This is a genomic window from Shouchella miscanthi, assembly GCF_007725405.1.
In the GTDB taxonomy this organism is placed as follows: domain Bacteria; phylum Bacillota; class Bacilli; order Bacillales; family Bacillaceae_D; genus Shouchella; species Shouchella hunanensis.
In genome coordinates this window covers 84,759-99,059 of the sequence record NZ_CP042163.1, presented here as the reverse complement: position 1 = coordinate 99,059, position 14,301 = coordinate 84,759, and the positions used below count along the sequence as shown (strand labels likewise).

Sequence of the window (14,301 nt, the reverse complement as noted above, 5' to 3'; positions counted from 1 at the left end):
GTAAAATCAAATCATTTAGGAAGAATACAATTTGTTATAACTGTAGTATCCTTCCTTTTTTAAGAACTATTCACCAATTGATGAAATATCTTATTGATTTGATGACTACTTCCTAGCTAACGGTAACGTGATCTTGGCTTAGATGAGCTCGCTTCACAGCTTGTAGGACTTCAAACGTCGTATCTAGCATTTGTTCTGCTAACATACTCTTTGTTTTTATCGTTACTTTCAACTGATCCCCTTGAGTTCCGACTGTTATAAATCGACCGATGGCGCGAGCAGATTCCATGAATGACGCAATTTTGATCGATTGTGTTGTCTCATTTGAAAGGAGAATGACAATGGCATCTTTCGCTTCATTGATTTTCTCTACTTTATATTGATCAGCAAGGTGCTTTATTTTCGTAAGACCTAACAAGTATTCAACTTGCTTCGGATATTCACCAAACCGATCAATTAATTCATCTTGAAGATCGGTTAGGTCATCCATTGTTTCAATACCTTTGAATCGCTTATACATTTCAATCTTTTGCTTCGCATCAGGAATATAGCGCTCTGGAATATAAGCGTCTACACTAATTGACAACTCTGACTGGAACGTCTCTTCTTTCGCTCCTGTTCCTTTCCGCTCATCAATTGCTTCTTTTAGCATTTGAGAGTACAAGTCAAAACCAACCGAATCAATAAATCCATGCTGCTGGGCTCCTAAAAGATTACCTGCGCCTCGAATCGTTAAATCCCTCATCGCAATCTTAAACCCAGAACCAAGTTCCGTGAATTCTTTAATAGATTGAAGTCGACGCTCAGCTACTTCCGTTAACACCTTGTCTTGTTGGTACGTAAAGTATGAATACGCAACACGATTTGAACGACCAACTCGACCACGAATTTGATAAAGCTGTGATAGACCCATTTTATCGGCATTACTAACGATGAGTGTATTAACATTCGGAATATCGACACCTGTTTCAATGATTGTCGTAGTGACCAATACGTCACTCTCACCTTCTAAGAAACTTAAAATAATCGATTCTAGCTCACGTTCATTCATTTGTCCGTGCGCATAGGAAACCTTTGCATCTGGAACGAGCATGGCTATTTGTTCAGTCATTCTTTCAATATCTTCTACGCGGTTGTAGAGAACGTAGACTTGACCACCCCGAGTCATTTCACGCTCAATGGCTTCTCGTACAATGGATGGATTGTATTCCACCACATATGTTTGAACGGGGAAGCGATTTTCTGGAGGTGTCTCAATAATGGATAAGTCACGTACGCCTAGCATGGACATATGGAGCGTCCTTGGTATTGGCGTTGCTGTTAAGGTTAATACGTCTATGTTCGATTTTAATTGTTTGATTTTTTCCTTATGCGTGACGCCAAATCGCTGTTCTTCATCGACAATTAACAGGCCGAGGTCTTTAAACACAATATCCTTCGATAATAAGCGATGGGTTCCAACAACCAAGTCCACAGAACCTGCCTTTAAGCCTTTTAGTACTTCCGTTTGCTCTTTTCTCGAGCGGAATCTGCTAAGCACACCAACCGTAATTGGGAACTCTGAGAACCGTTCTGAAATGGTTTCAAAATGTTGCTGCGCTAATATCGTTGTTGGGACAAGGATTGCCACTTGTTTTCCATCCATAATGGCTTTAAAGGCAGCACGAATTGCTACTTCCGTCTTACCATAACCTACATCACCACAAAGCAAGCGATCCATCGGACGTTGCTTTTCCATGTCTTCTTTTATCTCTGCAATGGCACGTGTTTGATCTTCCGTTTCTTGATAAGGGAAGGAACCTTCAAAATCACCCTGTTCGGGCCCATCTTCTGAGAATTTGTGCCCAACGCTCGCTTCTCTTTCTGCATAAAGCTTGATTAAATCATCTGCGATATCTTCAACAGACGACTTCACCTTACTCTTTACTTTTTTCCAATCGTTTCCGCCAAGCGCATAAATTTTTGGATCTTTTTCCTCAGATCCTACATATTTCTGGACTTGGTCGATTTGTTCTACTGGAACATACAGCTTGTCATTTCCAGCGTAACGCAAATTTAAGTAATCTTTATGAACGCCATTTATTTCTAAGGTTTCAACACCTAAGTACTTCCCAACACCATGATTAACGTGAACAACTAAGTCTCCAACAGCGAGTTCTGAGTAACTTTTAATTCGTTCTGCATTGGACATTGTTTGACGGCGCTTTGGCTTTCTTGCTTGTTTGGCAAACACTTCTTCTTCTGTAATAACAACAAGCTTTTGCTCAGGTAATTCAAACCCAGCATGCAAATGACCCGTGTAAATTTGCACCGTTCCACTCGTTAAAGTTGTTTTTCCTTCTATAAGATGAGCGTCAATATTCTCATCAGAAAGATTTAACGAAAGTCGTTTTGCCCGATCTTCTGTTCCAGCAATAAACAGAACCGTATAGTGGTTAGCAATCCAGCGATTGATTTCTGATGTGAGCAAATCCATTTGTCCATGAAAATTTTGCATGGATTTACAAGAGACATTAAGCACCTGTTGCGGTTTTGTCCCTGGAATTTGTTTTTGAAATAAAGCTGAGTAAACAATTGATTGAGGGACTTCTTGTAACCGATTTAGCAGTTCATAGGACATTTCTGCGCCGTGCACAATGGCCCCTTGTTCAATCATGCTTGTATGCCACTCTGCTTCCTCTTTAATAAGGTTTTCCGACATCTCTTTTACACGAGTCATTTCATCAATCCAAATAACAGCGTGTTCTGACATATAGGAGAGAAGCGTATGCGGACTCTCATAATAAAACGACATGTATTTATACATACCTTCAAACGGTTGTCCTTGCTTTAATTGCGCAATTTCAAACGGAATTCGCTCTTGCAAAGATTCTCGTGTTTTTTTATTCGATACTTTCTTAGTTGTTACGCTTAGTTGTTCTTCTAAAACAGAAGCTGCATGACTATAGTGTGTTGAGGTTAACAATACTTCTTCCGCAGGTCCAATTTTAATTGTTTCCAGCTGTCCCTCAGAGCGCTGCGTTTCTAACGAGAAGTATCGTAAAGAATCAATCTCTGTATCAAAAAGTTCTATTCTAATGGGATGTTCTTCAGTGAGTGGATACAAATCAATGATGCCACCACGGACACTCATTTCACCAGGCGCTGAAACCATATCGGTTCTTCTATAACCCATTGACACCAGCTGACTAATAAACGAATCAAGTTCTTGAACGTCTGTTCCAACCGTTACATCCAGCTGATACTGAGCCCATAATGTTTTCGGCGGTAGTAAACGGCGAACCCCCGCTAGAGGAACGACAATAATTCCTGAAAACCCATTTACAAGTCGATTTAACACATCAATGCGTTGCGCTTTCATTTCAGGACTAGCAACGGCAATTTCTGCTGAGATTAATTCATTTACTGGATAAAGATAAACTTTTTCTTCCCCTAATAAGTCAACAAGATCTTCGTACATTTTTTGTGCTTGGAATAAATTATGTGTCACAATGAGCTGATTGCGCTGCGTTTCCCGATAAAGAGAAGCGCTCGCAACTGTTCTTGATGAACCTGTTAAGCCTGATAGCACCTGTTCACTTTGACCTTTTTCTATTCCGTTAGCAATGGTTTGTAGCTCATTCGTTCCACTGACAAACTGTTGCAATCCTAACATTTCTTTTCCCCCTGATTTCGCTAACACGATTTGCACTTCACTATATCGTTTGTATTATCAATCCTACGCTCGTTTTAATTGAAAAATGCCTTGGTCTTTAAGGATACCAAAGCTTTGTTGCTATTAATGAATCACATTTTGAGTTTCGTGCAAAAGCGGATTTAATTGAAAAGCTTGGTAACAATCCTCGCAAATTGCCGCAATATGGACATCGCCTTCTTGAGTTACTCGAACGCTCTCTAACTGATCCACGGCACCTAATTTGCTTATCCCTAATTCCTCGAAAGTATATTGATTTTCCAGCGTTGCCATTTGTTTTTGACAGTACTTACAACCATAATGCACAGCCATTTTAATCACTCCTTGTAAACAGATATTCTTGTTTACAGTATGATCAAAAGAATGAGACATTATCCTATCGGTTGTATACATTCATCACTTCAAGGAACGGCTTTGTCATCCATGCTTCAATTGATTGTGCCGTCTTTTTAATGGCATCCTCTAAAAGCGCTTTCTCATTACCTGCGGCACGGTTTAAGACGTATTTCACAACTGGTTCATTGTTAGTAGGACGTCCCACACCAATACGAACCCGGTTAAATTCTTGGGTTCCTAAATGATGAATAAGTGATTTAATTCCGTTATGACCACCTGCACTACCCTTTTGGCGTAAACGTATTTTTCCTGGCGGTATATCTAAATCATCATACAAGACAACAAGCTCTTCTAAGCTTACGTTGAAATAATCCATAAACGGCCGAACACACTCTCCAGAAAGGTTCATATACGTTAAAGGTTTTAGCAACATTACTTTCTCACCATTTACAATCGTTTCTCCATATAAGCCGTTGAATTTTTGCTTAGTAAGAGAAGAATCGAATTGTTCAGCTATGAGGTCAACACTGTCGAAACCTATATTATGTCTTGTGTTATCAAACTGTTTACCAGGATTTCCCAACCCCACAATTAACTTCATGCGTAACTCCTTTATTCAAACTTGACGAAAAAGGCATAACCCCAAAGGGTCATACCTTTCGTCACTTTATTTACTATTCAACACGACCCGGACGATCTTTGTCGTCATCCTCACGCTCTTCTGTTGCTTCTACACCTAGCGCAGTCGTACCATCTTCTTCTGTTTCATCTGGATCTTCTGTTACCGTTGGCGCTTGTACCGTTACAACCGCTTCGTCATCTTCATTCACGATGTCCACAGAAACAGTGGAACGCATCTCTGAAATTGATAGCGTATCTCCAACGTTTAAATTTGAAATGTCTACCGTAATGCTTTCCGGAATATCCGCCGGTAAACAATGTACAGTAATTTCATAAAGAAGATGGTTCACAATACCGCCTTCGCTTGCTCCTGGCGCTTCCCCTTCTAAATGAACAGGTACATTTGCATCACGTTTTTCTTTCATGTTCACTTCGAAGAAATCAATATGCGTGTAATGATTTTTCAAAGGGTCCACTTGAACTTCTTGCACCATTACGTGGTGCTTTTTACCGTTTTCTAATTCAAGATCAAATAAACCGTTTTGGCCTACTTCTCTCATTGTTTTTAAGAAAGCAACACTTTCTACTGAAACCGGCTGACTCTCAATTTTATTACCATATAGTACGCCTGGCACAAAACCATTTAGACGAATATTTCTTGTTTCTTGTCCTGTTAAGTCTTTACGATCACGAGCTTGTAATACTGTCATCTTTCTTTCACCTCATCTTAGTTTTACACGTCTGTTAATTGTGTTCCCTTAAAGGTCAGTTTTCAAACAGAATTCCTTGTTCTTTTTCGTAAGTTCTCTCTAGGGTGATAACAAAAATCAATCGAATAAGGTGGATACAGAAGCATCTTCATGTACGCGAATAATAGCCTCAGCCATCAACTCCGCTACAGACAACTCTGTAATGTTGGCACCTTTTTTCTCTTCATCCAAATCAATTGTATTCGTTACAACCAATTCTTTAATCTTAGAGTTGCGAATTCGATCTACTGCTGGACCAGATAGAACAGGGTGCGTACAGCAAGCATATACTTCTTTTGCTCCTTGTTCTACTAAAGCATTCGCCGCAAGTGTAATTGTTCCTGCTGTATCAATAATATCATCAATAATAATGGCTGTCTTTCCTTCAATATTACCAACAATATTCATTACTTCTGACACGTTTGGTCTTGGTCGACGTTTATCAATAATAGCAATTGGTGCTTTTAAGCGGTCGGCCATTTTACGAGCTCGTACCACTCCACCATGATCCGGTGAAACAACAACAATATCGTCAAGCCCTTTGCTGCTAAAATAATCAGATAAAATTGGTACACCCATTAACTGGTCAACTGGGATATCAAAGAAACCTTGAATTTGAGTTGCATGGAGGTCAATTGTTAAAACACGAGTTGCACCAGCCGTTTCAAGCAGATTAGCCACAAGTTTAGCTGTGATTGGTTCTCGCGCCCGTGCTTTTCGATCTTGTCTCGCATAGCCGTAATAAGGCATAACAATGTTGATCGTACGCGCTGAAGCTCGTTTTACTGCATCAATCATAATTAAGAGTTCCATTAAGTGTTCGTTCGCTGGAGCCGATGTTGATTGAATTAAGTATACATCACAGCCACGAATACTTTCTTCAATGTTAATTTGAACTTCACCATCACTAAAGCGCATGACAGAATTCTTTCCAAGAGAAACTCCAATATGTCGAGCGATTTCTTCAGCCAAAGCCTTGTTAGAATTAAGAGTAAAGACCTTTAAGCTTGGGTCGCTATAGTTTGCCATTTCTTGTGTTACCTCCAGTAAATGTTATTGATCTTTTTTTATATAATTTGTTTTATCTACTTGTCTAGCTCGTGCTATAGCCAGTGAGTAATCCGTTACATGATTTGTTATCGTTGAACCAGCTGCTACAAATGCATGCTTCCCAATCTCAACAGGTGCGACTAGGTTTGATCCTGAGCCAATAAACGCACCGTCATGCACGATTGTTTGATGCTTGTTTGTGCCATCGTAATTGACCGTCACGACCCCACATCCAATGTTAACATCTTTGCCAATATCCGCATCACCAATGTACGTTAGATGGGATACTTTACTACGGTCATTGATGCTTGCTTTCTTCAATTCCACAAAATTACCGACTTTAACCTCTTTACCGACAGTCGAATCAGGCCGTATATGAGCAAAAGGTCCAATAGTAGCACCTTCGTGTACATAACTATTATAAATATAAGAGGATCGAATGTGAACGCCTTTCTCAATGACAGAATGGTGAATTTCACTACCTGACTCTATGATGCAATCTTCACCAATGTTAGAGTTACCCTTTATACTAACGTTCGGAAATAGTGTCGTATCTTGTGCTAGTGTTGCATCAACGGATATATATGTCGTGTTCGGATCAATGAACGTAACCCCTTGTGTCATCCAATACATGTTAATTCGTGCTTGCATCGCTTTTTCGGCTTGCGCTAGGGCAACTCGATCATTTACACCAATGGTTTCTTCCATTGTTGGTGTAACATAGGCACACACTTTTTCCTCTTTTTTATTTAAGAGTCCAATTACGTCTGGTAAGTAGTATTCACCTTGTTTATTCTCATTTGTCACCATTTGTAATACGTCAAATAACGTATTGTTATCAAAACAGTAAATACCTGTATTAATCTCATTCACACGAAGCTCTTCGCTAGATGCATCTTTTTGTTCAACTATTTTATCGACTTCACCGTTTGAGCCACGAATAATTCGTCCATATCCATGTGGATTGTCGGCATATGCTGTTAAGATAGTTGCTTTTGCTGCTTCCTGTTCATGAAACGCAATCAGAGTCTTTAACGTTTCGGCTGTTATTAATGGCGTATCACCACACAGGACCACTGTTGTACCGTTCTTCCCTTTCAACAATGATTCTGCACACTGTACCGCATGCCCAGTACCAAGTTGCTCATTTTGCAGTACAAAGGAAGCGCCAGTTGGGATCGCTTCTTTTACTTGCTCCGCACCGTGACCAACAACAACTGCGATGTCATCAAAGCCGACCGCTTTCGCTTGATCTACAACGTGTTCGACCATTGGTTTTCCACAAACTGGGTGTAACACTTTATAAAGCTTTGACTTCATTCTTGTTCCTTGCCCAGCAGCAAGAACAATTGCATATCGTCCGCTCATATTCCCCTCCACACTCGTTCATGTTCATCATTAAAACTATACTTGAAACCACCACGTATTTCAATATCTCTGGACGTCTTTACATACTTGAAAAATATACAAAAAAACCAGCCTGCGTTTTGCACAGACTGGTTTAGCTTCAACCTATTGTTACGAAGCACCAGCTTCTTCATAATTGGTAGCGTCTTCATATTCTCCTACTCGCTCGTACTCGTCTATAACAGCCACTTGAATCTTTTCCCTAGTTTTAGAGGAGATTGGGTGTGCAATGTCTCTAAATTCTCCGTCAGGTGTTCTCTTGCTCGGCATTGCAACGAATAGGCCGTTGTTTCCATCGATTACACGAATATCGTGAACAACGAATTCATGGTCAATTGTTATAGATGCAATTGCCCGCATACGCCCTTCCGTTTGGACACGCCGTAACCTTACGTCAGTAATTTCCATGATGGTCACCTCTCTTATAGATTATCTGTATACTACATTCTAGAGAGGTTTCCTTTTTCCTTCAAACAATTGAAGTTTTTTTACGATTTTTCAAAAAATAATTACATTCATCCTCGTTTCAGTACAACGTACCAAGAACCGTAATAAGAAACAAACGTTAAAACAACTTTAATCGCTCCATATAAACGTCATTCCTTTTACAAAAAAAAGCTAGCAAAACAGAGAAGCTTTCGTTTCGCTTAGCTTTTTCTTTTTTATACTAAAGCAATTACTTCAATTTCAATTAATACATCTTTCGGTAAACGAGCAACTTCAACACATGAACGGGCTGGTTTATGCTCCGAGAAGTATTCTCCATAAACCTCATTAATGCGTGGAAAATCATTCATATCTTTAATGAATACGGTTGCTTTAATTACCTTATCAAGAGAAGAACCGGCTTCCTTTAAAACCGCTTTAAGGTTATGGAAAACTTGATGCGTTTGCTCTTCAACTGTTCCTTTTATAAGTTCGCCTTCCGCTGTTAGAGGAATTTGACCAGAGCTGTAGAACATATTGTTTACAATCATTCCTTGTGAGTAAGGTCCAATTGCTTGTGGTGCATTCGTCGTATGAACAATTTTCATTTTTTTGTCCCCTTTTAATGTAATCGATCTAATATATTCCCACTTAACAATTCAATCTGCTTTTCGCGAGCATCGACATTCGTTAGCTTCGTTAACGACACGTAATCATCGACCAACCGTTCAGACACCTCAGCCGCTTCAACTAGCACGCCGATCCCTACTAGATCTGCATCAAATTCTGCTAATAGATCAACCATTCCGCGAATAGTTCCACCAGCTTTCATAAAATCGTCCACAATGAATACTTTAGAACCAGCAGCTAAGCTTCGTCTAGCTAAAGTCATGGTTTGAATACGGTCTGATGAACCTGAAGCATAATTAATGCTCACCATCGATCCTTCCGTAATTCTATGATCACGCCGCACAATACTAACCGGTACTCCTAAGTGCTGACCTACTGCATATGCAAGTGGAATACCTTTTGTGGCAACCGTCATAACAGCATCAATCTCTTTATCATACAGCGCAGCCGCAAATAATCGACCGACTTCATGTAACAATTTAGGATTTCCTAATACATCCATCATGTACAGATACCCGCCAGGTAAAATACGTTCCGGCTTATTTAGATCAAGGACTAGTTGATGAACAAGCGTTTCTGCTTCTTCCTTATTCATTCTCGGCATATATTTCACACCGCCACTTGCCCCTGGGATCGTTAACAGCGCTCCATAGCCTTCATCTTCAAACATTTCTTTAATAATAACTAAATCCTCACTAATAGATGACTTCGCTGCTTGGTAACGCTCCGAAAAATGCGTTAATGAGATTACTTCATGTGGATGTTGGAGCAAAAAATACGTCATATCAACCAGACGTGAACTACGTTTTAATTTTTTCATAATCCCTCCGAGCCATAACCGAATTATATACTTATAAGATATCACTTTCATCCGGTTTTGGACAAGTATTGCTTGTACGAATTAATCGAACAGCGTGAACTTCTTCGCAAAAACCTCTTAATCCGTTATAAATTCGATTCACTCTTGATTCTGTTTTCACTAAACCAAAAACAGTTGGCCCACTTCCACTCATTAACACAGCATCTGCACCAAATCGTTTCATCTGGTCCTTTAAATGCTTTACTTCTGGATACAATTCGAGTGTCACATCTTCTAACGTATTATGAAGATGGGCGAAAATGCCGTCTGTATCTTGATTCTCAAGCGCTGTAAGCATCGCTTCAGTATCCGCATGCTTAGCCCGATGAAGCTTTACATTACCGTAGATTTCCTTAGTTGAAACACCAATTGGTGGCTTAGCAAGGATGACCCATAACGGTGGTGGAGATGGAATGGATTCAATGATTTCACCTCTACCTGTGGCAAGCGCAGTTCCGCCATACACACAAAAAGAAACATCAGAGCCAATTTCAGCACCTAATTCAGCTAGTTGATCCAGCGTCAAACCAAGCTCCCATAGCTGATTTAACCCTTTCAACGTTGCTGCTGCATCGCTACTTCCGCCTGCAAGTCCTGCAGCTACAGGTATACGCTTTGTAATATAAATATGAACACCTGCTGATACCTTGTATTTCTTCTTTAACAAAGCGGCCGCTTGGTAAGCAAAGTTCCGTTCGTCATTTGGAACAAAACCCTCTGAAACATCCACCGTTATTTTTCCAGAGTCACAACTTGTTAAATCAATTCGGTCCGCTAAATCAACCATGGTCATAATCATTTTTACTTCATGATAACCATCGTTACGCTTTCTTAATACATCTAATGACAAATTAATCTTTGCCGGTGCCTTAATGGAAACCTTCACTTTCTCACCTTCTATACATGCATAATGCTGAGGTTATTTTATCACTTGTGAATCGAACATACCACCTTTTCTCCTGTTCGATGCATCATAAAAAAACACCCTTAGTGAAAAAAGGGTGATTTACTCGTTATTCTCATTATGTACAGGTGTCTTCGCTTCTTCCAACATATTGTTAATTTCGGTAATATATTCTTGTAAACTCATTTTCATCATCTCCAATTTAATAGGTTAGTAGTATTACTATTCCCAAATAGAGATTGTTTAAACAAAAAATCTACGATTCAGTGGGAATACCACTGAACCATAGACCACAGTAATTATTTTCGTGCATGAAGGTTTTGTTCAGCCAGCTCAATTGCTCGCTTTACCATGTTGCCGGCATCCTTTGCTTTAATGCCGCCCCAACCTTCTTTTTCTACAGTGTCATAAAAGCCAAGCTCTTTTGCAATTTCTTCCTTTAAGCGATCGGACATAACGCCTCGTCTTCTGCTCATGATAAAACCGCCCCTTTGCTTGATTATTAACTGCGTTTATAGTGTGCACAAATCCAAAAAAAAAGACTTTCTTTTTTTTGGAAAGAAAGTCTCGTTTCTTAGATGAGCGTTGCGGGCTTACCGCTGTCACCTGGTAATAGTAATTGTACAGTTTCCGTTAAAACATCTGCATAACTATAAGAAACACGCTCAACAGAATTTTGATCTTCATCTAGCTTAACAATAAATACAGACGGATACGTCTCTTCAATCATACCTGACTGTTCAGACGATTTTTTACGTCCTCCATTTGCTTTAATTGTTATTTTCTTTCCAATGTTACTATCTAGTGCTCGCTTAATGTCAATTAACGTCTTTGCCATTTTCCACAACCACCTCACTATAGACATTATACCAAGGAATGGTTTGAAAGTCAAAATAAATAATTTTAACAACGTTCCATGCTTGTGTCAATGACTAATATTGTAATATGTTGTAGATAGTATATGTTTTTTGTCCAATTTTATTAGAAATTGACATCTTTTCATTAATTTTTTTAAAAAAATATACCCATTGATAATTTGGCATGCCTTTCATCAGTAAATAAATCCGTTAAAGCCGCGCATGGAAAAAGAATAACAATAGCGTAAGAAGATGACGGACATGCTTTCAAAAGAGCTTTGACGTTGCTCATAATCGAAGCGCCCGTCATTCATGTTGTTATTCCTCAAGTTCCTGCCGGTTCATCCAGTAGCTAAGAAGGATCTATTTCATCTTCGTATTCTTCTTTGTATGGTAATCCGAGTCTCATGCTACCTTTCGTTTCAATTCCACCAAGACCTTTTTGGCCGGTAATGGTATTTCGAATAATATCCCATAAATTAACCGTATCAGAAAATGATGTTCGACTTAATTTAGAAGCTATATATACAGGGTCTAAGGCGTGGATATTGACACGATCCGGTGAAGACGCAAAATTCGCTCCAGCTCGTATTAACGTTTCAAAATGAGACTGACACGCGCCGGCAAAGATTAGTAAACGATCGAGGTCTTTTGTATGATTACGGGCAATACGCACACATTCAGCGAAATACTTTGTGTGACGATAAGCCTTTAGGTCATTTCGATTTCCTTTTGCTTTTGAATACGCATCATGACCTGTGACCACTAAAATATCTGGTTGCACCATTTTTAATAAAGAAGCTAATTGGGACGGCATCTCTTTTTCCGCAAGATGAACACCGTAAACAGGAACTCCTAATTTATTGTAAATATCTGTACATCGATTTAAATAGTTCGCATCACCATCGAGGTGTAACACTCTTCCTCTTAACTCAAAGAAATGTGATGTTTCTTCATAACCAGCATGTGTTTGATAATCTTGTCTGCGTTTCATGAGCTTTGCGTCCTGACGAAATAAACGATAAGAGGCTTCTTCTTGCTCTTTCACTTTATTTTTATCCTCTTCTCGTTCCTTCAACGTCATCACTTTTAAATCATCCATTGGCGCATCGGCAAGTAAGCGCATTTCTTCCCCTACAAGGGTTACTACATCATTCGAAATGGTCAATACTCGAAATAAAAGATCACATTTATAAGAGAGACGACCAACTATATCACCCGTTTTCACTGTCATCACGTTGCCCCCTCTCGTCTAGCCTATGTGAGTATATAGGGGGCTGTGACTCGTTTTAACGGCTTTCGTCTAACAGTTGATCTAATTCATTACTTAAAGCAGCAAATTCTTCAATTGATAACGTTTCGCCTCTTCGCATCGGATCTATATTTGCTTGTTCCAACCCTTGCTGTGCCAATGCTTTTTTTTCTTTTCCCACTAAATTATGAACCAGGTTATTGATAATGGTTTTTCTGCGATTGGCGAAACAGGCATGAAACACTTTAAAGAACCATGCTTCATCCGTTACATGTACTAAAGGCTGATCTCGAATGGTTAGTTTTAACACAGCAGAATCTACGCGTGGTGCTGGTACAAAGACACTCGCAGGTACATGCAGACGTTTTTTTGCATCCGAGTAATATTGAGCGGCTATGGATAAGGCGCCGTATTCTTTTGTTGATGGGCCAGCTGCAATACGATCAGCCACCTCCGCTTGAATCATAACCGTAATGCTTTTAAGCGGTAAGCGATCCTCTAACAATTTCATCAAGATTGGTGTTGTCACATAGTAAGGCAAATTAGCAACGACATGCACATGTTCCGTATCGTTAAACTTAGAAGCGATGATGTCAACAAGGTCGGCTTTTAATACATCTTGATGAATGACTTCCACATTTGGATAAGGGGACAGCGTATCTTCTAATATAGGAAGAAGCCGATCGTCAATTTCAAACGCGACGACTTTTTTTGCTTTTTTCGCCAATTGTTCCGTTAGTGCGCCGATACCTGGACCAATTTCAATGACACCGTCTTCTTCTGTAAACCCACTCGCTTCAACAATTCCGTTTAATATATTTAAATCAATTAAGAAATTTTGTCCTAAACTTTTTTTTAATTGAAAGCGATGCTTCGCTAATATTTCTTTCGTTCGAGCTGGTGTCGCAATGTCTTTTTTCACGTACGTAATTCCTCCGTTACCTCAATGTCCTTTAATGCTTGTGCAAACTCTTCTATCGTAATTTCAAAGGCATCCAGTCTTTTTTTTAATTGTTTTCCATTGGCATAGCCAATCGCTAGTCGTTCCCCTAACGCTTCCCTTTTCTTCTTTGCTCCGGCACCTGACAGCAAACCGGCCTTTATTAAATCGCTAACAGAAATAGCCGATTTATAATGATCTTTTCCTGTGGAACGCACATCTTCTAGTGCTTGACGAATTGCCTCATCACTTGCATGTTCCACACCTAAAGTCCGATTGTTTCTCATTGCTTTTGCTTTTGGGATAAATGCGTGTTTACTACCCGGGACACGTTCACTGACAATTCTTCTAATACGAGTACCAGGATAATCTGGATCGGTTAAGATAATGACGCCTCTTCTTTCATAGGCGAGTTCTATACGTTTTAATACGTCTTCACCAATCGCAGATCCATTTGTTTCAATCGTATCTGCATCAACCGCTCGCTTTATCGCAACTGTGTCTGATCGTCCTTCTACAACGATTATTTCTTTTATCTTCATTTTTTCCTCTTTCATGTATCACATATACTCCTTT

The 14,301-nt window shown here is 39.5% G+C and carries 15 protein-coding genes; all 15 read right to left on the bottom strand.

Annotated elements, in window-relative coordinates; translation table 11 throughout:
• Nucleotides 1-112: 112 nt before the first annotated feature.
• Nucleotides 113-3,655, bottom strand: a complete 3,543-nt coding sequence (mfd, locus tag FPV17_RS00430; RefSeq protein WP_144557397.1) for a transcription-repair coupling factor — start codon at nt 3,653-3,655, stop codon at nt 113-115.
• Nucleotides 3,656-3,778: 123 nt separating this feature from the next.
• Entirely contained in the window at nt 3,779-4,006 is a 228-nt protein-coding gene (locus FPV17_RS00425) for an anti-sigma-F factor Fin (RefSeq protein WP_035395113.1), read from the bottom strand.
• A gap of 64 nt (nt 4,007-4,070) precedes the next feature.
• Nucleotides 4,071-4,631 (bottom strand): aminoacyl-tRNA hydrolase, encoded by a 561-nt coding sequence (pth, locus tag FPV17_RS00420; RefSeq protein WP_144557395.1) that lies wholly within the window; start codon nt 4,629-4,631, stop codon nt 4,071-4,073.
• Nucleotides 4,632-4,704: 73 nt separating this feature from the next.
• Nucleotides 4,705-5,361, bottom strand: coding sequence for a 50S ribosomal protein L25/general stress protein Ctc (locus FPV17_RS00415; RefSeq protein ID WP_035395111.1), 657 nt, complete (start codon nt 5,359-5,361; stop codon nt 4,705-4,707).
• A 117-nt stretch (nt 5,362-5,478) separates the two neighbouring features.
• A complete protein-coding gene (locus FPV17_RS00410; protein WP_035395109.1) occupies nt 5,479-6,429 on the bottom strand; it encodes a ribose-phosphate diphosphokinase in 951 nt (316 codons plus the stop codon).
• A 24-nt stretch (nt 6,430-6,453) separates the two neighbouring features.
• Complete coding sequence (glmU, locus tag FPV17_RS00405) at nt 6,454-7,818, bottom strand: bifunctional UDP-N-acetylglucosamine diphosphorylase/glucosamine-1-phosphate N-acetyltransferase GlmU (RefSeq protein ID WP_060705862.1); 1,365 nt, start codon at nt 7,816-7,818, stop codon at nt 6,454-6,456.
• A gap of 150 nt (nt 7,819-7,968) precedes the next feature.
• Entirely contained in the window at nt 7,969-8,265 is a 297-nt protein-coding gene (gene spoVG, locus FPV17_RS00400; RefSeq protein ID WP_035395108.1) for a septation regulator SpoVG, read from the bottom strand.
• Nucleotides 8,266-8,519: 254 nt separating this feature from the next.
• The gene (locus tag FPV17_RS00395) at nt 8,520-8,891 is read right to left on the bottom strand and encodes a RidA family protein (RefSeq protein ID WP_035395107.1); all 372 of its coding nucleotides are present in this window, start codon (nt 8,889-8,891) and stop codon (nt 8,520-8,522) included.
• Nucleotides 8,892-8,905: 14 nt separating this feature from the next.
• Nucleotides 8,906-9,733 (bottom strand): pur operon repressor, encoded by an 828-nt coding sequence (purR, locus tag FPV17_RS00390; RefSeq protein ID WP_035395106.1) that lies wholly within the window; start codon nt 9,731-9,733, stop codon nt 8,906-8,908.
• A gap of 31 nt (nt 9,734-9,764) precedes the next feature.
• Nucleotides 9,765-10,658, bottom strand: coding sequence for a 4-(cytidine 5'-diphospho)-2-C-methyl-D-erythritol kinase (ispE, locus tag FPV17_RS00385; protein WP_035395105.1), 894 nt, complete (start codon nt 10,656-10,658; stop codon nt 9,765-9,767).
• A 317-nt stretch (nt 10,659-10,975) separates the two neighbouring features.
• Entirely contained in the window at nt 10,976-11,152 is a 177-nt protein-coding gene (locus FPV17_RS00380) for a small, acid-soluble spore protein, alpha/beta type (RefSeq protein WP_035395104.1), read from the bottom strand.
• 98 nt (nt 11,153-11,250) lie between these two features.
• On the bottom strand, nt 11,251-11,514 hold the full coding sequence (gene veg / locus FPV17_RS00375) for a biofilm formation stimulator Veg (protein WP_035395103.1): 264 nt from the start codon (nt 11,512-11,514) through the stop codon (nt 11,251-11,253).
• A gap of 371 nt (nt 11,515-11,885) precedes the next feature.
• Nucleotides 11,886-12,767: a sporulation peptidase YabG gene (gene yabG / locus FPV17_RS00370; RefSeq protein ID WP_035395102.1), complete on the bottom strand. Its 882-nt coding sequence runs from the start codon at nt 12,765-12,767 to the stop codon at nt 11,886-11,888.
• Between the two features lie 55 nt (nt 12,768-12,822).
• Nucleotides 12,823-13,707: a 16S rRNA (adenine(1518)-N(6)/adenine(1519)-N(6))-dimethyltransferase RsmA gene (gene rsmA, locus FPV17_RS00365; RefSeq protein ID WP_144557393.1), complete on the bottom strand. Its 885-nt coding sequence runs from the start codon at nt 13,705-13,707 to the stop codon at nt 12,823-12,825.
• Nucleotides 13,704-14,267 carry a ribonuclease M5 gene (gene rnmV, locus FPV17_RS00360; RefSeq protein ID WP_035395140.1) on the bottom strand — a complete coding sequence of 188 codons (564 nt, stop codon included), beginning with the start codon at nt 14,265-14,267 and terminating at the stop codon, nt 13,704-13,706. Before rnmV ends, rsmA begins: the two co-directional genes overlap by 4 nt.
• Between the last annotated feature and the right edge of the window lie 34 nt (nt 14,268-14,301).

Bases quoted from the DNA above. Each gene is read 5' to 3' on its own strand.
- FPV17_RS00415 (WP_035395111.1), bottom strand. From the start codon at position 5,361: ATGACAGTATTACAAGCTCGTGATCGTAAAGACTTAACAGGACAAGAA.
- purR (WP_035395106.1), bottom strand. From the start codon at position 9,733: ATGAAAAAATTAAAACGTAGTTCACGTCTGGTTGATATGACGTATTTT.
- spoVG (WP_035395108.1), bottom strand. From the start codon at position 8,265: ATGGAAATTACTGACGTAAGGTTACGGCGTGTCCAAACGGAAGGGCGT.
- pth (WP_144557395.1), bottom strand. From the start codon at position 4,631: ATGAAGTTAATTGTGGGGTTGGGAAATCCTGGTAAACAGTTTGATAAC.
- glmU (WP_060705862.1), bottom strand. From the start codon at position 7,818: ATGAGCGGACGATATGCAATTGTTCTTGCTGCTGGGCAAGGAACAAGA.
- mfd (WP_144557397.1), bottom strand. From the start codon at position 3,655: ATGTTAGGATTGCAACAGTTTGTCAGTGGAACGAATGAGCTACAAACC.
- veg (WP_035395103.1), bottom strand. From the start codon at position 11,514: ATGGCAAAGACGTTAATTGACATTAAGCGAGCACTAGATAGTAACATT.
- FPV17_RS00410 (WP_035395109.1), bottom strand. From the start codon at position 6,429: ATGGCAAACTATAGCGACCCAAGCTTAAAGGTCTTTACTCTTAATTCT.
- FPV17_RS00425 (WP_035395113.1), bottom strand. From the start codon at position 4,006: ATGGCTGTGCATTATGGTTGTAAGTACTGTCAAAAACAAATGGCAACG.
- yabG (WP_035395102.1), bottom strand. From the start codon at position 12,767: ATGACAGTGAAAACGGGTGATATAGTTGGTCGTCTCTCTTATAAATGT.
- FPV17_RS00395 (WP_035395107.1), bottom strand. From the start codon at position 8,891: ATGAAAATTGTTCATACGACGAATGCACCACAAGCAATTGGACCTTAC.
- FPV17_RS00380 (WP_035395104.1), bottom strand. From the start codon at position 11,152: ATGAGCAGAAGACGAGGCGTTATGTCCGATCGCTTAAAGGAAGAAATT.
- rnmV (WP_035395140.1), bottom strand. From the start codon at position 14,267: ATGAAGATAAAAGAAATAATCGTTGTAGAAGGACGATCAGACACAGTT.